Source organism: Aurantimonas sp. A2-1-M11, assembly GCF_036549475.1.
Taxonomy (GTDB): Bacteria; Pseudomonadota; Alphaproteobacteria; order Rhizobiales; family Rhizobiaceae; genus Aurantimonas.
Map to the genome: position 1 here is coordinate 1 of NZ_JAZHLI010000030.1, position 23906 is coordinate 23906.

The following is a 23906-nucleotide window of genomic DNA, read 5'->3' on the forward strand; positions in this document are numbered from 1 at the left end:
CGTTCCCTTGCCATCGACGATCTCCGCTCCGCCCTGACCGCAGCCGGGGCCCATGGAAAAGCGTGCGCCACCTAGGTGGCGCACGTTGTCATCGGGTCTAATCTGCCGGAACGGCTGCCGGCGCGGTGCCCGGCGTTGCGGCAGGCTCCTCCGTGACGACGGGGACGGTCTCGGCCTCATCGTCGAATGCACCGAATGCCCAAGCCAGCAGGAGCAGGCCGAGAATGACAGCGAGGGCGATGCCGATCATCTTGCCCATGCTGCTCTTTTTTTCGGTAGTGGTCACTTTCGGATCACGGTAGTTGCTCACGGATATATTCCTTTGTCAGATTTCTGTCGCTGTGTCGGGATCAGTTGCCGCTCATCGGAGAATGCCGACGGTAGGAACGCAGGTTGGTATCGGCAAAGGCGGGATCTCTCTCACCCCGCAGAGCCGGATCGACGGTGCCACGGCCCGCATCGCTGTGCGCGAGCAGATCGTGCTCACGGAACTCTGCATCCCGAGCGTCAAGATTGTGGGCCTCGGCTTCCGGACGACGCATGATGGCCTGGATCCGTTCGACCCGGTCATCACCTGCATTGACCGAAACGACATAGTCGCCCTGACGGATGCTGGCCTGATAGGTCCGGGCATCCGCGTCCGGCAGATGCAGATCATGTATCTCGTCGTTGTAGCGACGATCGTCGCCGCCTACGGCATCGACACCGCGATCATGATCGGGAATCACGTGGATGTGGCTGCTCGAAACGCCCTCGGCCTCGAGTTCCCTGCGAACCAGGTCTGCCACTGCGTGGGCACGGTAAACGGCTGTGATGTTGCGGTTCATATCGTTTCTCCTGAACATTGTTATCGTGTGGCTAATCCCCGGGATCTCTCCGGAGTTCCACTGCATTCAGGACGCATCCTGGGAACGATTCAGATTTGGTCGCCGCAGCGGTCAGATGAACGGCCCCCCAGTCGATGTCCGTCCGATCAGATCCGCGCCGTCCGTCGTGCAAGCGACAATCCGGGAGAGCACGGTCGGAACAATCCAGATCCGCCGTCGCCGAGAGACACTTCGGGCATTCCCATGGCTGGGAAGTCCCGAAAGCCGTTCCCGAATAACCCGAACTCGGTTCCGACATCCCAGTGCCTCTGGGCGCGCCCGGGCATTGCGTCAAACCACGCTGGGCGGTCGCAACGGCACCGGTCGCCGCGTGGATCGGGGTTTGCACGGTTCTCGAGCCTAGCCATCGGCAGTGGTGCACCGAGGCAGCCGCAACCATCAAACCGGTCCGTGAGGGACGCAAAAGAGAACGATCCACTGAAGCACTGAGCGGCTTGCCAGCGCATCGAGCCCGAAGGTTCACCCAGAACGGTCCGATCCTCGATCCATCCACGTTCGCCGGCCCCCGCGCTCGCCCGAAGATATTCCGTGAGGCCCTTGAGCGTCCGTCGGGATCAACATCAGCGCATCTCAGGGCATTCTTCTGCCCTCCTTTCGCCCGGAGCGACGCTTCATTCCCGGGCACCACCAGCCCTTTCGGGCGCCAGGCCGCCTTTCCGAATTCACAGACATCCCATCTGCCGACAGCGAACTGCCGCGCGCATCTTCCAGCAATTGGCGCCGTTCTGCCGTTGTCGTCAGACAACGTTCGACCGGATCGCGTCCGGGTTGGTCTCGAATAGGGGCAGAGGGTCAGGAATTGCTGACGCATGGAATTGGTGCATTTTGCGTTGCACAATAGAGGATGACAGGCAATGTGAGCGCATGAGCCGTACCGCACTCCGGATCCTGATCATCGACGAAAACCGCATTCGCTCCGCGGTGATCGAGGAAGGATTGCGTGACGCGGGGCATGGCGAGGTCACCACGATCCACGAGGTGGCAGGCATTGCGCGGCGTATTGCCGAGATGGAACCCGACGTCATCGTCATCGACCTGGAAAACCCCAATCGCGACATGCTGGAAAGCATGTTCCAGCTCTCCCGTGCGGTGAAGCGGCCGATCGCCATGTTCGTCGACCGTTCCGACAGCGCCTCCATCGAGGCGGCGGTGGAGGCGGGCATCTCCGCCTATGTGGTGGACGGACTGCGCAAGGAGCGGGTCAAGCCGGTCATCGAGATGGCGATCAGCCGCTTCAATGCGTTTGCGCGCATGGCACGGGAACTCGAGGAAGCGCGTACCGAGCTCGAGAGCCGACGGCTGGTCGAACGCGCCAAGGGCATTCTGATGACCTCCCGCGGCCTGTCGGAGCAGGAGGCCTATGCGCTGTTGCGCAAGACGGCGATGAACCAGAACCGCAAAATCGCCGAGATCGCGCAGAGCCTGATTACGGCTGCCGACCTGCTCCGACAGGGAGACGAGACATGAGTGGACTCCACCGGGTCACTGCGGCCTTCCTGCCGCTTCTCGACAGTTCGCTGCTGGTGGCGGCCCATGAGAAGGGTTTCGCGGAAGCTGAGGGAATCGAGCTGTTTCTGGTGCGCGAGAATTCGTGGGCGAGCATTCGCGACCGCATGGCGGTCGGTCATTTCGATGCCGCCCACATGCTTGCGCCGATGCCCATCGCCTTCAATCTCGGCCTTGCCCCGCTGGCGGCCCGCACCATCGCGCCGATGGCGCTCGGCCTGGGGGGCAATGCCGTCACCGTGTCGCGCCGCCTGTGGGACGCGATGAAGCATGAAGGGGCCACCGACGGCTTCGATCCCGCTGAAGCGGGCAGGGCGCTTCGCGCGGCGATGGTGGCGCAGTCCGGTGCCGAGAGACCACGCTTCGCGGTGGTTCACCCGCATTCGGGGCACAATTACGAACTGCGCTACTGGCTCGCCGCCTGCGGCATCGACCCCGATCGCGACATCGAGATCGTCATCGTTCCCCCATCGCTGATGTCCGATGCCCTCGCGGCGGGGCGCATCGACGGATATTGCGTCGGGGAGCCGTGGAACACCGTTGCTGCGATCCGAGGCTGGGGACGGATCGCCACGACCAAGTCGATGATCTGGCGTTCCAGCCCGGAAAAGGTCCTTGGCGTTTCGGCAGAATGGGCCGATGCCAATCCGGAAGCGCTGGGCGGACTGTTGCGCGCGCTGTACCGGTCGGCCCAATGGTGCGGCGTTCCCGCCCATCACGCCGAACTCGCCGGCCTGCTGGCGTCGCCGGCCTATGTCGGCTGCCCGGTCGAATGGCTCATGCCGGCCCTGTCGGGACATCTGCACACCGGCGACGGCACGATCGTCCAGATCCCGGACTTCTTCATGCCGCATGCGCGGGCGGCCACCTTTCCCTGGAAGAGTCATGCGCTCTGGTTCTACAGCCAGATGGTTCGGTGGGGCCAGGTCGCGGCCAACCCACAGCACGAGGCGGTCGCGCGCGACAGCTACCGGCCGGATCTCTACCGAATCGCTTTGCGCTCGCTGGACGTCGCGCTGCCGGGTGCGAGCGCCAAGGTCGAGGGGGGGCTGACTACGGCCACTCCCGTCGGATCGGCCGGTGCCAGCCTCATCCTCGGGCCGGATGGCTTTTTCGACGGAAGGGTCTTCGACCCCGACCGGATCGCCGACTATCTCGCCCCCTGATCATCCGCGACAACCATCCGTCGAACGCTGATGCGGTGCACAAATCCTGTGCGGTTGCGCAGGCCGGGTGAACAGGTTTCGCGCAGATCGCGGAAGCCGGCCGTCGGGCGAGATCCATCAAGCGTCTGATTGCGAACGGCTAAATCAATCTCGGGGAATTTGGCACGGAACCTGCTTCAATCTGGCTGAGCCCAAAGCTGGGCCCGTAATTTCGCGTCCAACGACGGGCGCTCCAGGCAAAGCCGCCGACCAGGCCTTTCGCGACCCCGGATATCCGGGCGCGTGAGGCCTGCTCGGCGGCTTTTTGTTTTTCAGCCTAGGCACAGCCGATCTCAAGGCGACCGATGGAGCCAGAAATGACCGCAACCGCCAAACCTCACCAGATTCCCGACGGCTCAGCGACACGAGCCTTGTCGATGTCCACCGTCGCCTTCACCGTATGCTTTGCCGTCTGGACGATCTTTTCGATCATCGGCATCCGCATCAAGGACGATCTCGGTCTCAGCGAAACGCAGTTCGGTCTGCTGGTGGGAATGCCGATCCTGACCGGTTCGCTCGTGCGCATGCTGCTCGGCATCTGGACCGACCGTCTCGGCGGCAGGCTGGTCTACACAGGAACCATGCTCGCCGCCGCGTTGGCGACGTTCCTCCTGGCCTTCGCCACCACCTACGCGCAGATGCTGGTGGCCGCGCTGGGCGTCGGTCTCGCAGGCGGCTCGTTCGCGGTCGGCGTCGCCTATGTTTCGCGCTTCTATCCCGCCAGTCGTCAGGGCACGGCGCTCGGAATTTTCGGCGTCGGCAATGTGGGTGCGGCGGTCACGAAGTTCGTCGCGCCCTTCGTGCTCCTCGCCTGGGGGTGGCAGAGCGTGGCAATCGCATGGGCCTTGGCACTCGCGGCCATGGCGGTCGTCTTCTGGTTCACCACCGAAGACGATCCGGTGATCCGCCAGCGACGGCTGACCGGTGCGGCGCAGCCGCGCAGCTTCCTCGCCGAATTTGCCCCGCTGCGCGACCTGCGCGTCTGGCGCTTCGCGCTCTACTATTTCTTCGCCTTCGGTGCATTCGTGGCGCTAGCCCTCTGGCTGCCACGTTATCTCATCGGCGTCTACGGCTTCGATCTCGCCACGGCCGGCATGATCGGCGCCGCCTACTCGATCCCGGCCTCGATCTTCCGCGCCTATGGCGGGGTCCTGTCCGACCGCGTCGGCGCCCGCACTGTGCTCTACTGGACCTTCACGGTGTCGGCCGTCTGCTGTGCCATCCTCGCGATCCCGGCAACGGACTACAGCGTTCAGGGGATGAACGGACCGATCGTCTTCCACATGGCAATCGGCCCGGTCGCCTTCGTCGCCGTCGCCTTCGTGCTGGGCCTGTTCATGAGCTTCGGCAAGGCGGCCGTCTACAAGCACATCCCGGTCTACTATCCGCAAAATGTCGGCGCGGTCGGGGGCCTCGTCGGAATGATCGGCGGCCTCGGCGGCTTCTTCCTGCCGATCGCCTTCGGTGCGCTCAACGATCTGACCGGCATCTGGTCGAGCTGCTTCATGCTGCTCTTCCTCCTGGTGGCCGGGTGCTTCGCGTGGATGCATCTGGCCGTCCGACGCATGGAGAAGCGCGCCGAAGGGCCGACCGCGTCGCTTGCTCCGGCTGCTGAATGATGGATCAGGAGGCAATCAACATGACGCAGAAACTTGTCATCATCGGCAACGGCATGGCGCCCGGCAGGATGCTCGAGCATCTCCTGGAAGAGGCACCGGGTCGATACGACATCACCATCTTCAATGCCGAGCCGCGCGTGAATTACGACCGCATCATGCTGTCGCCGGTGCTGTCGGGGGAGAAGAGCTTCGAGGAGATCGTGATCCACGGCGACGGCTGGTACGTCGCCAACGGGATCACGCTCTACAAGGGCCACCGCATTGTCGCGATCGACCGCGACGCCAGGACCGTGACGTCGGACCATGGCGTGCGCGAGCCCTACGACAAGCTCGTCATCGCGACGGGATCGGTGCCGTTCATCATTCCGGTGCCGGGCAAGGACCTGCCCGGCGTTCTGACCTATCGCGACCTCGACGACGTCAATGCCATGCTGCTTGCCGCACAGTCGCGTCAGACAGCCGTGGTGATCGGCGGTGGCCTGCTGGGGCTCGAAGCGGCCGCCGGGCTGAAAGAACGGGGCATGGACGTCACTGTGCTGCACGTCATGCCGACATTGATGGAACGCCAGCTCGACCCGGCAGCCGGATACCTGTTGCAGAAGGCCGTGGAGGATCGCGGCATCACGGTCGTCACGCAGGCGAACACACGGCAGATCGTCGGAGACGGCAAGGTCGAAGGCGTGGAACTCGACGACGGGACGGTGATCCCCGCCACCCTGGTGGTGATGGCCGTCGGCATCCGGCCCAGCGCCGCCTTGGCCAAGGATGCCGGCCTGACGGTGAACCGGGGCATCGTCACGGACAACCGGATGCGCACGTCGGATCCGGACATCCTGTCCCTCGGCGAATGCGCGGAAGTGGGCGGTCACGTCTATGGGCTCGTCGCCCCTCTCTATCGGATGGCGAAGATTGCTGCGTCGACCCTGCTCGATGGGGCCGGCGAGCGCTTCGTTCATGTCGACACGCCGACCAAGTTGAAGGTGACCGGCATCGACCTCTACTCCGTCGGTGACTTCGCGGATGGCGACGACCGGGAGGAGATCGTCCTGCGCGATGCGTCCGCGGGCATCTACAAGCGCGTCGTGCTGAAGGAGGGCCGCATCATCGGGACGGTGCTGTTCGGCGAGACGGCGGATGGCGCCTGGTTCGCCGACATGCAGAAGAAGCAGACGGACATTTCCGGGCTGCGCGACACGCTGATCTTCGGGCAGGCCTATCAGGGGGGGACCTCCGCGGACCCTTTGTCGGCCGTTGCGGCACTGGCGGATGATGCGGAAATCTGCGGCTGCAACGGCGTCTGCAAGGGCGCCATCGTCTCGGCCATCGCGTCGAAGGGGCTGTCCTCGCTCGATGAGGTCCGTTCGCATACGAAGGCGTCGGCTTCGTGCGGCACCTGCACCGGGCTGGTCGAGAAGCTGATGACGCTGACGCTGGGCGACAGCTACAATCCGGAGGCCGTCCAGCCGGTCTGCGGGTGCACCGATCTCGGCCATGACGAGGTCCGTCGCCTGATCAAGGCGAAGCATCTGCAGACGATCCCGGCAGTCATGCAGGAACTGGAGTGGAAGACCTCCTGCGGCTGCGCCAAGTGCCGGCCCGCCCTCAACTACTATCTTGTGGCCGACTGGCCGGACCAGTATGCCGACGACTACCAGTCGCGCTTCGTCAACGAGCGCGTACACGCCAACATCCAGCGGGACGGCACCTATTCGGTCGTGCCCCGCATGTGGGGCGGCATGACCTCGTCGAAGGAACTGCGCGCCATAGCCGACGTGGTCGACAAGTTCGCGATCCCGGCCGTCAAGGTCACCGGCGGCCAGCGCATCGACATGCTCGGCATCCGCAAGGAAGACCTGCCGGCCGTCTGGGCCGATCTCGGCGAGGCCGGCTTCGTCTCGGGCCAGGCCTACGCCAAGGGCCTTCGCACGGTGAAGACCTGCGTCGGCACCGACTGGTGCCGCTTCGGCACGCAGGACTCCACCGGCCTCGGCATCCGCATCGAGAAGTTCATGTGGGGATCGTGGACACCGGCCAAGGTGAAGATGGGGGTGTCGGGCTGCCCGCGAAACTGCGCCGAGGCAACCTGCAAGGATGTCGGCGTCATCTGCGTCGATTCCGGCTTCGAGATCCACTTCGCCGGGGCTGCGGGTCTCGACATCAAGGGTACTGAAGTTCTCGGCATGGTGAAGACCGAGGACGAGGCGCTGGAGGTGATCGTCGCCCTCACGCAGATGTACCGCGAACAGGGCCGCTATCTCGAACGCATCTACAAATGGGCCCGCCGCGTCAGCACCGACGAGATCAGGCGGCAGGTTCTCGATGATCGGGAGCGTCGCAAGGCCTACTACGATCGCTTCGTCTTCAGCCAGAAATTCGCTCAGGTCGACCCCTGGTCGGAACGCGTGTCCGGAAAGGACAAGCACGAGTTCCAGCCGATGGCGGCGGTCTCCCTCCAGCCGGCGGCGGAGTAAGTCATGAACTGGCACGATATCGGCACGATTGACGACATCCCCGTTCGGGGCGCGCGGTGCGTGACAACGCCGCAAGGCCGAATCGGCGTGTTCCGCACGGCCGATGACACCATCTACGCGATCGAGGATCACTGTCCGCACCGCGGCGGCCCGCTCAGCCAGGGGATCGTCCACGGCGCATCCGTGACATGCCCCTTGCACAACTGGGTATTCTCGCTCGAGACCGGCCATGCGCAGGGTGCGGACGAGGGAGCGGTCCGGACCATCCCCGTCCGGCTGGTCGAAAGACGCATCTCGATCGGCCTCGGCCGGGCCCTGATGGCGGCGGAATGACCGGGGCCGACAATGCGCCGGTCGCCGAGGCGAGGACGACCTGCCCTTATTGCGGGGTGGGTTGCGGCGTGCTGGCGCGGGTCGCCGCGGACGGCGAAGTGACAGTCCGCGGCGACCCCGATCACCCGGCGAATTTCGGCCGGCTGTGCTCCAAGGGCGCTGCGCTGGGCGAGACCACGGGCGTCGCCGGTCGGCTTCTGGTTCCTGAGATCGGCGGCCGTGAAGCATCGTGGGACGACGCGCTCGACCGGGTTGCCAGCCGCTTTCGGGAGACGATCGCGCGGCACGGGCCGGNTGGTTCCTGAGATCGGCGGCCGTGAAGCATCGTGGGACGACGCGCTCGACCGGGTTGCCAGCCGCTTTCGGGAGACGATCGCGCGGCACGGGCCGGATTCCGTCGCGTTCTATGTCTCCGGCCAATTGCTGACGGAAGACTACTACGTTGCCAACAAGCTGATGAAGGGCTTCATCGGCTCGGGCAATATCGACACCAATTCGCGGCTCTGCATGGCCTCGTCCGTGGCCGGTCACCGGCGCGCCTTCGGCGAGGACATCGTTCCCGGGGTCTATGCCGACCTGGAAGACGCCGACCTCGTCGTCCTGACCGGGTCGAACGCCGCATGGTGCCATCCCGTCCTCTATCAGCGGCTGCTCGCCGCCCGGCAAAAGCGTGGCACGCGTATCGTGGTGGTCGACCCTCGCCGGACTGCCACGGCCGACGAAAGCGACCATCATCTGGCGCTGGACCCCGGGACCGACGTCCTGCTCTTCAATGGTCTGCTCGCCCACCTCGCGCGAAGCGGCGCCGTCGACCGGGCTTTCGTCGATGGCGCCACGACCGGCTTTGCCGAAGCCGTCGCGGTGGCGAGTGCCGACGCAGCGTCACTGGCCGATGTGGCGGCTGGCTGCGGCCTTGCGGAAGCGGATGTGCGTCTCTTCTACGAGCTGTTCGCCGCTACGGAGCGGAGCGTCACCGTCTACAGCCAGGGTATCAACCAGTCCGCGCACGGCACCGACAAGGTCAACGCCATCATCAACTGCCACCTAGCGACCGGTCGCATCGGACGGCCCGGCATGGGACCGTTCTCGGTGACCGGGCAGCCGAACGCCATGGGCGGCCGGGAAGTCGGCGGGCTTGCCAACCAGCTTGCCGCCCATATGGGCTTCGACCAGCCCGACGACGTGGACCGGGTTGCGCGCTTCTGGGGCGCAACTGCGATTGCGCGGCAAGGGGGCCTGAAGGCGGTCGACATGTTCCGCGCGGCGGGGGAGGGCCGCGTCAAGGCGTTGTGGATCATGGGCACGAACCCGGCAGTCTCGATGCCCGATGCCGGCCGCGTGCGCGCCGCTCTCAAGGCGTGCGAGTTCGTCGTGGCCTCCGACGTGACCCGCACCGACACCACGCAATATGCCGACGTCGTGCTACCCGCTGCAGCCTGGGGCGAGAAGAGCGGAACCGTCACCAACTCGGAGCGCCGCATGTCGCGCCAGCGCGCCTTCCTGACCGCGGCGGGCAGCGCACGCGCCGACTGGCGGATCATTTGCGACGTCGCGCAGCGGATGGGGTTCGATGATGCCTTCGCCTTCGACGGACCGGCGGCCATCTTCCGCGAGCATGCAGCTCTCTCGGCCTATGAAAACGACGGTCAGCGTCTGTTCGATATCGGTGCTCTTGCGGGCCTGGAGGACGCGGCCTACGAGCGCTTCGCACCAGCAATCTGGCCGCTGCCGCAGCCGGGCGAACGGCCTGAGCGTCTGCTCGGGGAGGGACGCTTTCCGACACAAGACGGGCGCGCGCGTCTCGTCGCCGTGCGCCAGGAGGGCGTCGCGCTGGCGGTCGACGCCCAGCGCCCCATCGCGCTGAACACGGGCCGGTCGAGGGATCAGTGGCACACCATGACGAGGACCGGCCGGGTGTCCCGGCTCATGGCCAACACGCCAGAGCCGACGCTGGAGATGGCGCCGCAGGACGCGGCCCGCGAAGGCCTTGCCGATGGTGATCTTGCCCATGTGTCGAGCCGATACGGTTTCGCCCGCGCCAAGGTCAGCATCTCTGCGCGTCAGAAGACCGGCACCGCGTTCCTGCCGATGCACTGGAGCGGCCAGTTCGCCGCCAATGCCGGCGCCGGTTCGCTTTCCACGCCGCTGACGGATCCGTTCTCGGGCCAGCCGGAACTGAAGAACGTGCCGGTGCGCATCGTGCGCGAGGCCGTCGCCTGGACCGGTGTCCTGATGACCCGGCGCGACCTGCGGCCCACCGGCTTCGTCCACTGGAGCCGGTGCCCGGTCGAAGGCGGCTGGGTCTATGAGCTCTGCGGCACGGAGACCGGCGGGCAGGGTATCCTGCTGTCGCGGCAGTTTCTCGATCGCTACCGCCGTGATCAACTGGTCGAGTACACCGACAGGCGCGGCCTTGCCTATCGCGCGGCGGCCGTGGATGCCGAAGGTGCCCTGGCAGAGGCGCTGCTCGTCGCACCATCAGGGCAACTGCCGCCGCGCGACTGGCTGGTGTCGCTGCTCGGCTCGCGTGCACCGCTCAGTTCAGGCGACCGGATGGCGCTCCTTTCCGGGCGCTCGCCAGTGCCAATGTTTCCAACGGGACGCATCGTCTGCGCCTGCTTCAATGTCGGGATCGCACAGATCGCGGCATCGGTCGCCCGAGGCTGCGACAGCGTTGCGGCGATCGGCGAAGACCTGCGCGCCGGCACCAACTGCGGCTCCTGCCGAAGCGAGATCGGGACCATCATCGCGGGCGCTCGCCTCGATGCTGCCGAGTGACGTGCCCTCACGCACGAAGCTCGGCCTTCTACCCTTTGAAGCGAGCGCGACCTGTGCCGGGGAAACAATTCCACGCTTCCGGCCGACCAGCGTTGGACCGTCTTCATGTCGGGATGGTCGTTGCAACGGCAAACGGCGTTGGAGCCAGTCACAGGGGCGTCTGGCCCTTCGACATCGATGGCGGGCGGATCCCCCCGTCTGAACCCGCCTCGATCCGCGGTCGACGACATGGCCATGGCTCGTCACCACTGACCGCGCAACCCCTTCAAACCCGATGGCCCAGCCACCTCAGGACACCGTACCCGGTTCGGGCTGCCGAAGCAGATGCGGCTTCGACTGGAAGACCCAGCCATCCTCGTAGCGATCAGTCCGATCACTGACGCGGCGTTCGGCGCGGTCACGGTCAAAGCCGAGCTTCACCAGCCGACCCGCTGAAGCCTGCAATGAACTTTGTGCAGATCACTTGAAGCGATCGAGATCTCATGGTGATCGCTCGAGATTGAGATATCCGGCGGCGAGGGGGGAGAGACCGCGACGACCGCTTAGAGGTGTCCAGCTCGCGTTGCTCTCTCGGTAAACGCGGGTTAGCGTTCGTCGGCACAGATAGCGGGAGAACGATTGGCATGACGACGTTCGACAGCGATCACGCAGCCGCCCTTCACCGCGAACTACACGCCCACCTGCCGTCTGATCCGGCCCTGCGCGTTAAGACGCTCGAGAGCCTTGCGGTCGAGCGGGGCATCGTTGCGCCGGAGACCATCGACGCGTGGATCGAGGCATTTTCCGACCACATCGGGCCAAAGCGAGGCGCGGCGGTCGTAGCGCGCGCCTGGACTGATTCCGGCTTCCGAGGAAGGCTGCTGGAGAACGCTGCCGAGGCGATCAAGGACTTCGATTTTCAGGGGAGCGCCACCGGTCACCTGAAGGCGGTCGAGAATACGGATGATCAGCACCATCTGGTCGTCTGCACGCTCTGCTCCTGCTACCCGTTCTCGATCCTCGGGATGTCGCCGGCCTGGTACAAGTCCGCGGAGTATCGGGCTCGTGCCGTGCGCGAGCCGCGCAAGGTGCTGGAGGAGTTCGGTGTGCTGCTGCCCGACAACATCGGCGTCCGTGTCTGGGACAGCACGGCGGAGTTGCGCTATCTCGTGATCCCGCAGCGCCCGGCCGGTACGGAGGATTGGGACGAGAGCCGGCTTGCCGCGATCGTCACGCGCAATTCGATGATCGGAACGCACCGCGACCTCACGACGGAGCCCGCCTGATGGACGGCATTCACGATCTGGGCGGGATCGAGGGCTTCGGCCCGGTGCCGGTGAAGACCGGCGACGCGGGTTTTCGCGACATCGCCGACTGGGAAAAGCGGATGTACGCGTTGTCTAAGTCCAACCTCGCGCCCGGCATCACCATCGACTGGTTTCGTCATGGCATCGAACGCATGGTTCCGGCCGAATACCTCGGCTTCTCGTACTTCAACAAGTGGTGCACGACGTACCTGATGCTTATGATCGACGATGGCGTGATCTCGATGGCGGAGGTCCGGCGCGGGCAGGTCGACGCGCCGGGTCCGATGCCGCAGCCCCTGATGGTGGACGACGTCCTCCGGATCAATCGCAAGGCCGACGCGCGCTTCGAAACGGACGCGCACGCCGGGCCGGCGTTCGCGACCGGCGACGTCGTGCGGACGCTGCGTCGGATGCCGAGTGGGCATACCCGGCTACCGCGCTATGCACGCGACAGGCAGGGCACCGTCCTTGCACATCATGGCAGCCATGCCCTGCCCGACGAGGGTGCGAAAGGCCGCCACATTGGTGAACACCTCTACAGCGTGGTGTTCACCGGTACGGAGCTCTGGGGCCCGGCGACGAACCCGCACGATAGCGTCACGCTCGATCTCTGGGAGAGCTACCTTGTTCCAGCCTGACGATCCTCTGGCGCCTCCCGGCCGGGTCTTCGACGAGCCGTGGCAGGCACAGGCTCTGGCGCTCGCGGACGCATTGGTTCAGCAGGGACGCTTCTCGGCGCTCGACTGGGCCGAGGCGCTCGGTGCCGAACTGAGCAAGGCAGAGGCGCAGGGCGGTCCGGACACGATGGAGACCTACTACCTCGCTGTTCTCGTCTCCCTCGAGCGACTGTGCGAGACGCGCGCAGGCATCTCAGGCACTGATCGCGCGCGCCGCCGGTCCGAATGGGAGGCGGCCTACCGGCGGACGCCCCACGGCGAGCCCGTTGAGCTCAGAGCCGACGGCCTTGATCCCCGCGCGGTCAGCCGTGGGGCCATGGGGAATTCGTATCAACAGTCAGCGGAAACCAGAGGCTCACCCAGAAGCGCCGCGGGGTCGGAAAAGGCTAGCGTTCCCGCTGTGGTCACAAGACGTCACCGACAGTAGGCCGCAGATTTGGCGGCAATCGGGAGCCTGGGCAGCGTGGACGCTCATACCGCTCACTTGGGGGGAGGGCGCTTCCATCCGTTGTCGCCGACTGCTTCGCGCCATAGTGGAAATCATTTCTGATTGCGTGGACGGGCCGAAGAACGAACCCGCTCGCGCGGGATGGGCGGCTTGGCCGTCTGACCCGGCCTGAGACGCCGGTCAGAAGAGAAGGTGGTTCGCCTGACCGCGACGCACTTGATCGCCTGCAAAACCAATGTCCCCGAGCAAGTGGTCGTTCGGTTCGAGCTGGCACCGGGCGACGACGCACCGGTGCCAGAAATTCAGCGTGCTGGACGCCACATCGCGAAGATCTCCGGATAGCCGGGGCTTTCGACGACGCCGATCGTCTCGAAGCCGAAGCGTCGGTAGAGCGGCACGCTGCGACGGCTGGTTGCTTCGAGATAGGCAGGCAGGCCATCGCGATCGGCCCGGGCAAGCCCGTGGGCGAGGAGCGTCGCCCCGATGCCTCGGCCCTGCGCCGCTGCGCGCACGCCGATGAAGGGCAGGTACCAGTGAGGCTCGTGCGGGTGCAGAGCCGCCTGGACCTCGAGGCCGTCGAGAAGCGCAGCCTTGCGGCGCTCGGGCGACGTCGCCTCCAGATGCGCCATCAGGGGGGCTGCATCCACCTCGGCGCCCGGCGCGAGCCAGAGCGCCGCGCCGGAGCATGCATATGCCGTATTTTGCTAGTATCGGACTGCCCGCGCCGAGGGAGTGGCGGGCGTGCCATGCAGTCAGGCGACGCTAAGGAGCTGACTTGCCGCGAGCGCGAGATCGCTGCCGCCTATGCGGGCGGTGCCAGCTATCGTGACATCGGCGCGCGACTCTTCATCGCGCCAGCGACGGTGCGCACCCATATCGGCACGATCTACCGCAAGCTCGGGGTGTCTTCCAAGATCGCCCTCCTTCGAACGCTGGAGCATGCGGGCCCTGCTGCTGCCTTTGCGGCCGAAGTCATCCGAGCCGCCCCAGTCAGAAGGGCGTCGATCGCCATCATGCCCTTCCAGGGGGACGATGCCGGGTGCGGCGCGCTGGCGCAGGGGCTGGTACAGGACATCATCGCCGGACTGGCGAAACTGCGTGCGGTGCGGGTGACGGCGCGCGGCTCGGTCTTCACGCTGGCGGAACGCGGGATCGCCGACCACGAGGCGGGACGCCTGCTTGCTGTCGACTACCTGGCGACGGGCACGGTCAAGCGCACCGAGGACCGGGTCTCGATCGCGATTCAGCTCGTCGAGACGCGTGCGGGAGATATCCTCTGGGCAGAGCGGCTCGACTGCGGTGGGCCCGAACTCTTCGAGGCCCTGGACCAGATCGGGCAGAGGATCGTCGGGGCGCTGGCCAGCGAGATCGAGATTTCCGAACGCAATCGGGCGCTCCTGAAGCATCCGGATTCGCTGGGCGCGTGGGAAAGCTTCCACCGCGGGCTCTGGCACATGTACCGCTTCACCAGAGAGGACAACGATCGCGCGCAGGCGCTGTTTCGCGAGGCCGCGGATATGGATCCGACCTATGCGCGTGCGCATGCCGGCCTCTCCTTCACCCATTTCCAGAACGCGTTCCTGCTGCGGCCTCAGGACCGGGAGCAGGAGGCGGAGCGTGCGCTCAAGACGGCCGGGCTCAGCCTTGCCGCGGACGAGCGGGACCCGACGGCGCACTGGGCGATGGGCCGTGCACTCTGGCTTGCCGGCAGTGACGGCGAAGCCGTTTCCGAGTTGCGGACCTCGGTGGATCTCAGCCCGAGCTTCTCCATGGACCACTACGCGCTCGCGTTCGTCAGCTGCCAGTCGGGCGACGCGGAGGCGGCGGTCACCGCCTCCGACCATGCTCGGGAGCTGAGCCCGTTCGACCCGATGCTCTTTGGCATGCTCGGAGCTCGAGCGATGGCGCTGTTCCGGCTCGGCGCGTTCGAGGAGGCGGCCGACGCGGCCGTCAGCGCCGCCTCGCGCCCGAACGCCCACGTCCATATCCAGGCGATCGCCGCCTTGTGCCTTGCCGCCGCCGGCCGGCTCGATCTGGCGCGATCCTATGCTGGCATCGTCCGCCGGAACGCTCCGGGCTACCGGATCGATGACTATTTCGCCGCCTTCCGCTTCCCGCTGGACGTGAGGGCGTTCTACCGGGAGCAGGCGGACTTGATCGGCTTCTGAGCGCCGGAAGCCGACGGTCGGCTTCCCGGAGGCTGCACGCCCCTCTCCAGGCATCGCAGCAGGGTTGATCTCGCACCTGCGAAGTGCCATGAAGCGTTCGCGCAAGGACCCAATCCGTTGGGCGATCTTCATGGCGCAGATCCCCGAACTCGTCGGCGTGCCCTCCATGACCTACGTCATGGTCGCGCTGGGCCTGGCGATCATCTATCTGTTTCCGCGCCTGACCACGGCGGTCCCGTCGCCGCTGGTTGCGATCGTCGTCCTGACCGCTGTCTCGCTGACCTTCGGGATGGACCTGCGCGTCGTCGGCGACATGGGCGAACTGCCCTCGACGCTGCCGTTCTTCCTGCTGCCCGACATTCCGCTGACGCTCGAAACGCTTCTGATCATCCTGCCCTATTCGGCAGCGGTGGCCGTGGTGGGTCTGTTGGAGTCGCTGATGACGGCGCAGATCGTCGACGACCTGACGGATACGGGGTCGGACAAGAATCGCGAATGCGTCGGCCAGGGCATCGCCAATACGGTAACGGGCTTTCTCGGCGGCATGGCGGGCTGCGCGATGATCGGGGCAGTCGATCATCCACGTGAAGTCCGGCGGACGCGGGCGCCTGTCCTCGTTTGCTGCGGGCGTATACCTGTTGTTCCTGATCGTGGTTCTCGGGGAGTGGGTGGCGATCATCCCGATGGCGGCGCTGGTGGCCATCATGATCATGGTGTCGATCGGCACCTTCTCGTGGAGCTCGATCAAGAACCTGCGAGAGCATCCGCGGCGCTCGTCGACCGTGATGCTGGCGACCGTCGTCACCGTGGTCTGGACCCACAATCTGGCGATCGGGGTGATCATCGGCGTGATGCTGTCGGGCGCCTTCTTCGCCTGGAAGGTCGCCCAGATCTTCCGCATCACTTCCGAATTGTCCGCGGACGGGCGCACCCGCACCTACCGTGTCACGGGGCAGGTGTTCTTCGCCTCCTCCGACCGGTTCGCGTCGTCCTTCGACTTCAAGGAGTCCCTCGACACGGTCGTCATCGACGTCGGCGCGGCGCATATCTGGGACCTGTCCGGCGTTGCCGCCCTCGACCGTGCCGTGCTGAAGTTCCGGCGCGAGGGCGCGGAAGTGGAGATCCGCGGCCTCAACGAAGCGAGCGCGACCATCGTCGACAAGCTTGCCGTCCATGACAAACCGGATTCGCTCGACCAGCTGTCGGCGCATTGAGGGAGGAAACATGACCAAGATCCTGGCCTGCGTCGATGGGTCGATATATGCCCAAAGCGTCTGCGACCATGCGGCCTGGGCCGCGACACGCATGCAAGTGCCCGTCGAACTCGTGCATGCGCTGGGTCGTCGCGAGACGTCCAGCAGCCATTACGACCTCAGTGGCAGTCTGGAATTCGGCGAGCGCGAGGCATTGCTCGCCGACTTGACGGAGCTCGACGAGAAGAAGTCGAAAGTCGCGGCGCGCCGCGGCCGGCTGGTTCTCGATCAGGCGGCAGCCCGGCTGACGGAGGATGGCGTGCCGGAAGTCGCGCAGCGTCTGCGGCACGGGGACATTGCCGACGCGATCGGCGACATGGAGGGCGATGCCCGCCTCGTCATCATAGGCAAGCGCGGCGAGGCCGCCGACTTCGCCAAGGGGCACCTGGGGTCCAACCTCGAACGGGTCATCCGGGCCTCGAAGAAACCGGTCCTGGTCGCCTCCCGGGCGTTCCAGCCGATCCGCCGCTTCATGGTCGCCTTCGACGGCGGGCGGAGTTCGCCCCAGATCGTCGAGCGGCTGATCGCCAGCCCGCTGCTGGTGGATGTGGCCTGCCATCTCTTCATGGTGGGCGAGCCCAGCGGCGACGCGGGAGAGCGGCTGCATGCCGCGCAGAAGCAGCTTCAGAACGCCGGCTACGACGTCACGGTCGGGACGGCCAGCGGCGACGCGGACGAGGTGATTGCCGAACGGGTCAAGCGCGACGAGATCGACCTCCTGGTGATGGGCGCCTACGGGCATTCGCGGATCCGGAGCCTGATCGTCGGCAGCACCACCACCCGGCTGATCCAGTCCTGCGCCATTCCGATGCTTGTCATCCGGTGACGGCGGCCGCGCAGCAGCCGCGGCGCGCCGACAACGAGCAGCGGGTCGCCGTCGTCTTCGACGGCGCCCATTGCGACAGGATGCGCAAGGCGCTCATCTGACTGCCTCCTGTGGCGAGGATTGACCGGCGCCCGTATCCCAGGGCCTCAGCCGCATCTCGGCCACGGCGGATGGTCGGATCGTCGTTGCGGCGTCAGCCCGCACAGCGCACGCACAGATGGGAGGCGGGTTCCACTTCGAGACGCCCCTCGGCAATCGCCTCGCCGCAATCCGTGCAATAGCCGAACTCACCTTCCTCGACCCGCCGCAGTGCAGCGTGAATGCGATGGATCCGGTCCCGCCGCCGCCGTTCCACGGCCTGCGCCATTTCCTGCACCTGGATCGCATCGATGCGGGCCACACGGCCGACGCTCTGCTGGTCGAGTTCCACCGGCGCCCGGCGGTCGGCCGTGCTAGCCGACAGGGCGATCAGTTCGGCAAACTCCTGCTCGAGGCGCGGCTTGAACCGCGCGATGCGGGCCAGTTCATCCGGTGTCGGTTGCATCGCTTGCTCCTCCTCGCATTCGTCGGGTCTCGCCGCACCTGCGATGTCGTCCGCTCAAAAGGGGCAGCGGCCAGGACGGTGTCGGCGACCGACAGGTCGGCATCGCCGGCGCGTCGCGCATCCGCCGGCACACCTGGTGCAGACGGGCAGCGGGCGTGACCGCAAGCTGAAAAGAGCATGGGGGCGAAGGTCCGGTCCAGTCGGATTCGGCAGAAATCCCGGCGGCGTGGAAGGCCGTGCGCGCCGGTCTTCCACGCCGCATCCATCCCGTCGCCTTGCGGCGTCCAATTTGTGTTGTCCTGCCCATCCACTAAGGTCCGATACATAAAAGTGGACGCCGTGAGCCGATATTTTGCCGAGCTGGATTACCGACCGACGCCGATCGGGGCGCTGACCCTGCGGCGGCGATGGCAGTTGTCGCTCGAGGTCGACGTCTACGAGATCAAGCTCGGGGACGAGCATTTGATGTCGAGCCTGTTCACGGCATCGGAGATCGCCCTGGCGGAACTGGGGATCGCGGCGCTGGCGGGCGACGATCTGGACATCGTCGTCGGCGGTCTCGGCCTGGGCTACACCGCGAAGGCGGCGCTGGACCATCGATCCGTCGGATCGCTCCTCGTGGTGGAGATGCTGGAGCCGATCATCGAGTGGCATCGCGACGGGCTGCTGCCACTGGGGCCGGTGCTCACCCGTGACCCGCGCTGCCGGATCGTCGAAGGCGACTTCTTCGCCCTTGCCGCCTCCGGGACCGGCTTCGACCCGGACAGGCCCGGCCGGCAATTCGACGCCATCCTGGTCGATATCGACCATTCGCCCGATGCGCTGCTGGACGCGCGCAGCACCAGCTTCTACGGGGCCGAGGGCATGCGGGCGCTGGCGGCGCATCTCAAGCCGGGCGGTGTCTTCGGCCTGTGGTCGGACGACGCACCCGATCCCGTATTCACCGAGCGACTGGCAGGGGTCTTCGAGCGTGCCTGGGCGGCGCCGGTGACCTTCCACAACGTGCTGCAGGACCGGCCGTTCACGCAGACGGTCTATCTGGCGGCCACGGCCACCTAGCGCGAGGCGGACGACCTGCATCGCGCCGCAGGGCCGACGCGGCCCGCGGAACGGCCCGACCAATCCCGGCGTTGGTAGTTCCTAACCCCAGGAGCACAGCATGGCCAAGACGCGCAAGCAGACTGCAAAGGCGGCCGCCGCCGACAAGAGCCCTTCCAGAGCGTTCGAGGGACGGGTCGAAGGATTCCGCAGCTTCGCCGAGCGCGTGGCCTCGCGCGAGCAGATCCTGGCTCCGCTCGCGCTGACGGGACAGGCACGCCGCGACCATGTTCGCTCGACCATCCGCGAGGATCACGCGGCGCGCATCGAGGAGGGGTCGCTGGCCACGGTGAAGAAGTTCGACGCGCTGGCCGGCAGCTTCTTCAAGTTCTTTCGCGGCACGGCGCTGCTGTTCTATCGCGACATGGCCGGCCAGGATGCGCACATGCCGACGGTCATGGCGCTGGGCGACGTGCATCCGGGCAATTTCGGCGTGATGCCGGACAAGAACGGCGTCCCGATCTTCGGCGTCAACGATTTCGACGAGACGATCTACGCGCCCTTCACATGGGACATCAAGCGCGGCTCCGTCGGCTTCTGGATCGCCGCCGGCGAAGTGTCCGACATGAAGCGCAAGAAGCGCCGCGAAGTGGTGTCGTGCTTTGCGACCGGCTATCTCGACGCGATGCAGGGCTATGCCGAGAAAGCCACGGAGAAGAACGAAGACTACCGGATGGACAATTCGCCCAAGGTCATCCGCCAGCTCTTCGAGGATGCGTGGGAAGAGCGTCACGACTGGCTCTGGAGCGATTATCTGAACCCGTCGGGGCGCGGTTTCCGGGCCAATGAAGAGTTGCAGCCGGTCTCCAGCGAGATCGAGACTTTCCAGAAGGCGATCAACGATCTGGCCAAGGCGAAGGGCATTCCGCCAGGTGGCCGGGCGGGCGAACTAAAGGTCAAGGATGTCTGCGTGCGGCACGGGCAGGGAACCGCCTCGCTCGGGCTCCCCCGATATTACGTGCTGATCGAGGGACCGTCGAAGGACGCCCAGGACGATCTGATCATCGAATTCAAGCGCGCCCGGCGATCCGCCCTGGAGGGGCTGACGCCGCCGACGGACTTTCACGCGGGAGCCGAGGCCGACAGGATCGCGCACGGCCAGGCCGTGCAGCTGGCCCATGGCGACATCTTCTACGGGGCGGTGGACATCAACGGCGAGAGCTTCATGAGCCGCGAGCGCGCGCCCTTCCGGGACGACATCGACCTCGACGAACTGAGCTGCAAGTCCTGGAAGCAGTATGCCCGCGTCTGCGGCGCGGCGCTGGCGAAGTCCCATGCGCTGTCGGACGATCTCGGGCAGATCGACTACGACGTCGAACCGTCCATCGTCGCGGCCGCCAGTCCCCGGGAATTGTTCTTCGCCGACATCCTGCGCTTCACCGAGGAGACGGATGCGCGCATGAGGCGGGACTTCGCCTTCTTCTGCGAAGACCACGCACTCGGCGCATTCGATCGGGTGGACATGGTCTACCGGTGATGCCGCTTTGCGGTCGGCGGGCGGAATATTCCTGCGGCCATTCGAGGATGTGATGACGGCACGGACGGCCGACGCACAAAGCTGGCGTCCGTGCCTGTGTCGGCACCCGCGATCAGGTACCCTTACGATGCGCTGCGGATCTCTCTGGCGACCGGCTCACCATTCCAGGCAGGCGAGATGGTGGTCGATGGTCAGGCCCTCCTGGGCGACCTGCGCGGCGACCGTCGCATCGTCGGCATCGGCCAGGATGCCCGTGCGCACCAGCGCCCTGGCGGCACCGAAGGCCGCTGCGCCGGCCATGTCGTGGTCGATGCTGTCGCCCACGCACAGGATGCGCGCGGGCGGGATTTCGGCGATCAGCGCATGGGCCGCGGCATAGATCTCGCCATGGGGCTTGCCGACGAAGGTGACGTCGCCGCCGAGGGCCGCATAGAGGTCGGCGATGGCGCCGGCGGCCGGCACGAGGCCCCGGGGCGTCAGCATCTGGCGATCGGGATTGGTGCAGATGCAGGGCACGCCCCGGCGGGCGGCGGGCCGCAGGTGGTCCTCGTAGTCGCTCATGGCGATGCGGTCGGCCTGGCTGCCGGCAATCACCACGAGATCGGCGTTCTCGCCCGTTTCGACCGGGATGCAGCCGAGCCGGTCCGACAGGTTGGTGTCGCCCGGGCTCGACAGGGTCAGGCAGCGGATCTCGCGGTCCTGTGGCAGGGCGATCGTGCCGTCCTCGCACAGGCTGATGGCAACGTCGCCGGAGGTGACGCAGGCGAGATAATGGCTCCGCGCGACGCCGAGGCGCGCGAGACGGGCCTCGTTGAAGGCCGCAGGCCGGCCGGAATTGGTTACGAAGAGCACCGGCTTGCCGAGGCCGGCCAGTGCCGCGACCACCTCGGGTGCGCCGGGATAGGCGTCGGTGCCGTCGTGGACGACGCCGAACTGGTCGAGGAAGAACGCGTCATACCGGTCGGCGATGTCGCGCAGTCTGTCGAAGTGCATGGCGTGACCGCTCGTTGGGAGGAAGCCTTGCCGAAGGCGAGGCGGGGGGCAACGGTGGCAATATCGCATGTCCGCGCTGCCCGCCCGCGCGGATGATCTCTGCGTCAGACAGATTTTCCATGGTCCGACGGTTTTGCCAAGCGCCGGCGCAATCTCTGCGTGGCCCTGTCGCAGCACCGGGAAGGCGCACGCCCCCGCCGTCAGCACGGGTGACGGCGGGTTGACGCTCGGTGAGCACGAATGGGGCGCGCCGTCCATACCTCAAACGAGGGATGCGGAGCGACGCTGGTGGCGGAACCATGGCGGTGTGAGCGGGCGAGGCCCGCGCAACTTGAGGGCACCGTCCATGAATTTCGTTGCAGCTATCGCCATCTGCCTGAACGCCATCCCCGTCGCCGAGTGCCAGCGCTCCACCGCCGTGCACTGGCTCCCGATCTCCGAGCCGAGCACCGGCCTGGCCGACTGCATGCGCGACGGCATGATCTCGGCGGCGCGTTCGCGGCTGCTCGAGGGTGGCGACTATCCCAAGGTGTTCTGCCGGCCGGCCGGCCAGAGGACGGCCGACGCCTCGCCGCGACTCACCAAATGACGGCCGGGAGGGGCGGATGCCGGCGATGAGAACGCCCGGCCTGGAAGCGCTGGTGGTGGAGGCCGATCCGCTGATCGCAGCCTTCATCGAAGACGTTCTCCTGGGCCGGCACATCGCGACGGACTGCATCGTCCTGCCCGGCCGGTTCGACTATCTCCTGCGCCGCCACTACGACGTGGCGGTGCTCGGCGTCGATACCGAATGCCGGTATCTGCCGATGGTGGTCGAGGTGCTGCGGCGGCGGCGAATCCCGGCCCTCCTGTTCTCCGTCAACGGCAATCTTGCGGCGGTGGCGGCCGAGTTTCCGTACATTCCCACCTGCTGCTACGACCCGGGGGCGCCCGAAATCCTGGCGGACTATGTGCTGCGGGTCGCCGCGCGGGACGTGGTGGCGTGACGCGGCCGGGACGAACGGACCAAGCCTCGCGGCGCCGGCATCGCAGCCGGGCCGCAGGTACCGGCGCAAGCGACCGCAGGGACATGCCGGCATTGTGTGCGATGCACCCGCTGATTGTCGCCCTTACTCGTTTGAGATGCGCTGCCTAACCTCTTGTCACTTTTGTGGCGGGGCGGGGTGGCGCATGCAATTCGGGGATACGGACCTCGTCGACCGGATCTACGAGGCCGCTTTCGTGGGAGAGTTCTGGCCGGACATCCTCCACGACATCTCCGAGCGCGTGGGAAGCTGCGGCGGCGCGCTGCTGGACCTGGATCCGAACGGCATGCGCTGGGTCGGCTCCCAGGAAATGTCCGATCTCCTTGCCGACTTCGCGGCGCTGGGCCGCCCCGAGATGGACATCCGCACGCCCCACGGGCTGACATCGACCCATCCGGGCTTCATCACAGAATTCGACGTCATGACACCGGCGCAGCTCGACTCCGAACCGTTCTACACGGAGTTCCTGCGGCCACGCGGCTATGGCTGGTGCGCGGGGACGGGGGTGAAGGTGCCGACGGGCGACAAGCTGCTATACACCTTCGAGCGGCGCTATGACGACGGTCCCTTCGAGAAGGCTGCCGTGGACGAGCTCGACGCGCTTCGCCCGCATCTCGCGCGGGCGGCGGTCCTGTCGGGGCGGCTGCAGATGGAGCGGGCGCGCGCCGCGACGGAAATGCTCGGCGTCGTCGGGCTGCCGGGGGCGGTGCTGTCGCTGTCGCATCGCATCACCTCCACCAATGGGCCGTTCGAGGCGCTGATGCCGGACGTGATCCGCGACGGCAGCAAGCGCGTGGCATTCGGCGAACCGGGCGCCGATGCGCTGCTGGCCAAGGCCCTTGCGCAGAGCAATGCGCGCCATACCCGCTCGATCCCCATTGCCGGGACCGAGGAGCATCCGCCGATGATCGCCCATCTGGTGCCGATCCGGCTGGCGGCGCGGGACATCTTCTTCTCGGCCTCGGAGGTCCTGCTGATCACGCCGGTCTCGCGGCGCGACGTGCCGTCCGCCGACATCATCGAGGGTTTGTTCGACCTGACGCCCGCCGAGTCGCGGGTGGCGCGCGGGATCGCCGAGGGCGGGACCGTGCAGACCCTGGCCGCACGGTCGGGGAACTCGCCGGGAACAGTGCGCTCGCAGCTGAAGGCGGTGTTCCTGAAGACCGGACTTTCCCGGCAGGCCGAAATCGTCAGCCTGCTGGCGGGCCTGCACGTGCCCGGTGTGAAGGTCCCGCCGAGTGGCCGGGGCGATCCGGCCTGAGGCTGGGGGAGGCCGGACGCGGTTGCTGCGGGCACGCACCACGATTGATGG

22 protein-coding genes and 1 pseudogene are annotated in these 23906 nt (G+C 66.5%); 18 read left to right on the forward strand and 5 right to left on the reverse strand.

The window, feature by feature from the left end:
* Positions 1-97 precede the first annotated feature (97 nt).
* Together VQ042_RS14330 and VQ042_RS14335 are read right to left on the reverse strand one after the other, a co-directional pair.
* The gene (locus VQ042_RS14330) at positions 98-310 is read right to left on the reverse strand and encodes a hypothetical protein (RefSeq protein WP_331820412.1); all 213 of its coding nucleotides are present in this window, start codon (positions 308-310) and stop codon (positions 98-100) included.
* A gap of 40 nt (positions 311-350) precedes the next feature.
* A complete protein-coding gene (locus VQ042_RS14335) occupies positions 351-827 on the reverse strand; it encodes a hypothetical protein (protein ID WP_331820414.1) in 477 nt (158 codons plus the stop codon).
* 924 nt (positions 828-1751) lie between these two features.
* Here VQ042_RS14335 and VQ042_RS14340 point away from each other — a divergent pair.
* From VQ042_RS14340 to VQ042_RS14380, 10 genes are all read left to right on the forward strand, one after another.
* A complete protein-coding gene (locus VQ042_RS14340) occupies positions 1752-2354 on the forward strand; it encodes an ANTAR domain-containing response regulator (RefSeq protein WP_331820416.1) in 603 nt (200 codons plus the stop codon).
* Positions 2351-3559, forward strand: coding sequence for a CmpA/NrtA family ABC transporter substrate-binding protein (locus tag VQ042_RS14345; RefSeq protein WP_331820418.1), 1209 nt, complete (start codon positions 2351-2353; stop codon positions 3557-3559). The genes VQ042_RS14340 and VQ042_RS14345 overlap by 4 nt, the downstream gene beginning before the upstream one ends.
* 356 nt (positions 3560-3915) lie before the next feature.
* Entirely contained in the window at positions 3916-5217 is a 1302-nt protein-coding gene (locus VQ042_RS14350; RefSeq protein WP_331820420.1) for an MFS transporter, read from the forward strand.
* Between the two features lie 20 nt (positions 5218-5237).
* Positions 5238-7688, forward strand: a complete 2451-nt coding sequence (gene nirB / locus VQ042_RS14355; protein ID WP_331820422.1) for a nitrite reductase large subunit NirB — start codon at positions 5238-5240, stop codon at positions 7686-7688.
* Positions 7689-7691: 3 nt separating this feature from the next.
* Positions 7692-8021 carry a nitrite reductase small subunit NirD gene (gene nirD, locus VQ042_RS14360; protein ID WP_331820424.1) on the forward strand — a complete coding sequence of 110 codons (330 nt, stop codon included), beginning with the start codon at positions 7692-7694 and terminating at the stop codon, positions 8019-8021.
* Positions 8018-8326, forward strand: a complete 309-nt coding sequence (locus VQ042_RS26000; RefSeq protein ID WP_442880091.1) for a hypothetical protein — start codon at positions 8018-8020, stop codon at positions 8324-8326. The genes nirD and VQ042_RS26000 overlap by 4 nt, the downstream gene beginning before the upstream one ends.
* On the forward strand, positions 8241-10799 hold the full coding sequence (locus VQ042_RS14365) for a nitrate reductase (RefSeq protein WP_442880092.1): 2559 nt from the start codon (positions 8241-8243) through the stop codon (positions 10797-10799). Before VQ042_RS26000 ends, VQ042_RS14365 begins: the two co-directional genes overlap by 86 nt.
* 623 nt (positions 10800-11422) lie before the next feature.
* A complete protein-coding gene (gene nthA / locus VQ042_RS14370; protein ID WP_331820427.1) occupies positions 11423-12064 on the forward strand; it encodes a nitrile hydratase subunit alpha in 642 nt (213 codons plus the stop codon).
* Positions 12064-12723 (forward strand): nitrile hydratase subunit beta, encoded by a 660-nt coding sequence (gene nthB, locus VQ042_RS14375; protein WP_331820429.1) that lies wholly within the window; start codon positions 12064-12066, stop codon positions 12721-12723. Before nthA ends, nthB begins: the two co-directional genes overlap by 1 nt.
* Complete coding sequence (locus tag VQ042_RS14380) at positions 12710-13189, forward strand: nitrile hydratase accessory protein (protein ID WP_331820431.1); 480 nt, start codon at positions 12710-12712, stop codon at positions 13187-13189. The genes nthB and VQ042_RS14380 overlap by 14 nt, the downstream gene beginning before the upstream one ends.
* 323 nt (positions 13190-13512) lie before the next feature.
* Here VQ042_RS14380 and VQ042_RS14385 read toward each other — a convergent pair whose 3' ends face one another.
* The gene (locus VQ042_RS14385) at positions 13513-13857 is read right to left on the reverse strand and encodes a GNAT family N-acetyltransferase (RefSeq protein ID WP_331820433.1); all 345 of its coding nucleotides are present in this window, start codon (positions 13855-13857) and stop codon (positions 13513-13515) included.
* A 99-nt stretch (positions 13858-13956) separates the two neighbouring features.
* Between VQ042_RS14385 and VQ042_RS14390 the strand changes: the two genes are divergently transcribed.
* From VQ042_RS14390 to VQ042_RS14400, 3 genes and pseudogenes are all read left to right on the forward strand, one after another.
* On the forward strand, positions 13957-15378 hold the full coding sequence (locus VQ042_RS14390; protein WP_331820435.1) for a LuxR C-terminal-related transcriptional regulator: 1422 nt from the start codon (positions 13957-13959) through the stop codon (positions 15376-15378).
* A gap of 124 nt (positions 15379-15502) precedes the next feature.
* Positions 15503-16592, forward strand: a pseudogene (locus VQ042_RS14395) (SulP family inorganic anion transporter); the annotation flags it as partial.
* A 10-nt stretch (positions 16593-16602) separates the two neighbouring features.
* Positions 16603-17457, forward strand: a complete 855-nt coding sequence (locus tag VQ042_RS14400; RefSeq protein ID WP_331820437.1) for a universal stress protein — start codon at positions 16603-16605, stop codon at positions 17455-17457.
* A 193-nt stretch (positions 17458-17650) separates the two neighbouring features.
* Here the strand turns inward: VQ042_RS14400 and VQ042_RS14405 are convergent, their stop codons facing one another.
* The gene (locus VQ042_RS14405) at positions 17651-18001 is read right to left on the reverse strand and encodes a TraR/DksA family transcriptional regulator (RefSeq protein WP_331820439.1); all 351 of its coding nucleotides are present in this window, start codon (positions 17999-18001) and stop codon (positions 17651-17653) included.
* Positions 18002-18340: 339 nt separating this feature from the next.
* On the opposite strand from VQ042_RS14405, the gene VQ042_RS14410 reads away from it, so the two are divergent.
* Together VQ042_RS14410 and VQ042_RS14415 are read left to right on the forward strand one after the other, a co-directional pair.
* On the forward strand, positions 18341-19060 hold the full coding sequence (locus VQ042_RS14410; RefSeq protein ID WP_331820441.1) for a spermidine synthase: 720 nt from the start codon (positions 18341-18343) through the stop codon (positions 19058-19060).
* 100 nt (positions 19061-19160) lie between these two features.
* On the forward strand, positions 19161-20576 hold the full coding sequence (locus VQ042_RS14415; protein ID WP_331820443.1) for a DUF2252 domain-containing protein: 1416 nt from the start codon (positions 19161-19163) through the stop codon (positions 20574-20576).
* A 156-nt stretch (positions 20577-20732) separates the two neighbouring features.
* On the opposite strand, the gene VQ042_RS14420 is transcribed toward VQ042_RS14415, so the two are convergent.
* Positions 20733-21569, reverse strand: coding sequence for a TIGR01459 family HAD-type hydrolase (locus VQ042_RS14420; protein ID WP_331820446.1), 837 nt, complete (start codon positions 21567-21569; stop codon positions 20733-20735).
* A 346-nt stretch (positions 21570-21915) separates the two neighbouring features.
* Here VQ042_RS14420 and VQ042_RS14425 point away from each other — a divergent pair, with 346 nt between their 5' ends.
* From VQ042_RS14425 to VQ042_RS14435, 3 genes are all read left to right on the forward strand, one after another.
* Positions 21916-22158 (forward strand): hypothetical protein, encoded by a 243-nt coding sequence (locus tag VQ042_RS14425; RefSeq protein ID WP_331820448.1) that lies wholly within the window; start codon positions 21916-21918, stop codon positions 22156-22158.
* Between the two features lie 16 nt (positions 22159-22174).
* Positions 22175-22555 carry a hypothetical protein gene (locus VQ042_RS14430; RefSeq protein ID WP_331820450.1) on the forward strand — a complete coding sequence of 127 codons (381 nt, stop codon included), beginning with the start codon at positions 22175-22177 and terminating at the stop codon, positions 22553-22555.
* A 184-nt stretch (positions 22556-22739) separates the two neighbouring features.
* Positions 22740-23855 (forward strand): helix-turn-helix transcriptional regulator, encoded by a 1116-nt coding sequence (locus VQ042_RS14435; protein WP_331820452.1) that lies wholly within the window; start codon positions 22740-22742, stop codon positions 23853-23855.
* Positions 23856-23906: the final 51 nt, after the last annotated feature.

What these genes read in the sequence shown, in the direction of transcription:
- VQ042_RS14430 (WP_331820450.1), top strand. Translation starts at nt 22,175, where the DNA reads ATGCCGGCGATGAGAACGCCCGGCCTGGAAGCGCTGGTGGTGGAGGCC.
- nthB (WP_331820429.1), top strand. Translation starts at nt 12,064, where the DNA reads ATGGACGGCATTCACGATCTGGGCGGGATCGAGGGCTTCGGCCCGGTG.
- VQ042_RS14400 (WP_331820437.1), top strand. Translation starts at nt 16,603, where the DNA reads ATGACCAAGATCCTGGCCTGCGTCGATGGGTCGATATATGCCCAAAGC.
- VQ042_RS14340 (WP_331820416.1), top strand. Translation starts at nt 1,752, where the DNA reads ATGAGCCGTACCGCACTCCGGATCCTGATCATCGACGAAAACCGCATT.
- VQ042_RS14415 (WP_331820443.1), top strand. Translation starts at nt 19,161, where the DNA reads ATGGCCAAGACGCGCAAGCAGACTGCAAAGGCGGCCGCCGCCGACAAG.
- VQ042_RS14345 (WP_331820418.1), top strand. Translation starts at nt 2,351, where the DNA reads ATGAGTGGACTCCACCGGGTCACTGCGGCCTTCCTGCCGCTTCTCGAC.
- VQ042_RS14405 (WP_331820439.1), bottom strand. Translation starts at nt 18,001, where the DNA reads ATGCAACCGACACCGGATGAACTGGCCCGCATCGCGCGGTTCAAGCCG.
- VQ042_RS14420 (WP_331820446.1), bottom strand. Translation starts at nt 21,569, where the DNA reads ATGCACTTCGACAGACTGCGCGACATCGCCGACCGGTATGACGCGTTC.
- VQ042_RS14335 (WP_331820414.1), bottom strand. Translation starts at nt 827, where the DNA reads ATGAACCGCAACATCACAGCCGTTTACCGTGCCCACGCAGTGGCAGAC.
- VQ042_RS14390 (WP_331820435.1), top strand. Translation starts at nt 13,957, where the DNA reads ATGCAGTCAGGCGACGCTAAGGAGCTGACTTGCCGCGAGCGCGAGATC.
- nthA (WP_331820427.1), top strand. Translation starts at nt 11,423, where the DNA reads ATGACGACGTTCGACAGCGATCACGCAGCCGCCCTTCACCGCGAACTA.
- nirD (WP_331820424.1), top strand. Translation starts at nt 7,692, where the DNA reads ATGAACTGGCACGATATCGGCACGATTGACGACATCCCCGTTCGGGGC.
- VQ042_RS14425 (WP_331820448.1), top strand. Translation starts at nt 21,916, where the DNA reads ATGAATTTCGTTGCAGCTATCGCCATCTGCCTGAACGCCATCCCCGTC.
- VQ042_RS14435 (WP_331820452.1), top strand. Translation starts at nt 22,740, where the DNA reads ATGCAATTCGGGGATACGGACCTCGTCGACCGGATCTACGAGGCCGCT.
- VQ042_RS14350 (WP_331820420.1), top strand. Translation starts at nt 3,916, where the DNA reads ATGACCGCAACCGCCAAACCTCACCAGATTCCCGACGGCTCAGCGACA.
- nirB (WP_331820422.1), top strand. Translation starts at nt 5,238, where the DNA reads ATGACGCAGAAACTTGTCATCATCGGCAACGGCATGGCGCCCGGCAGG.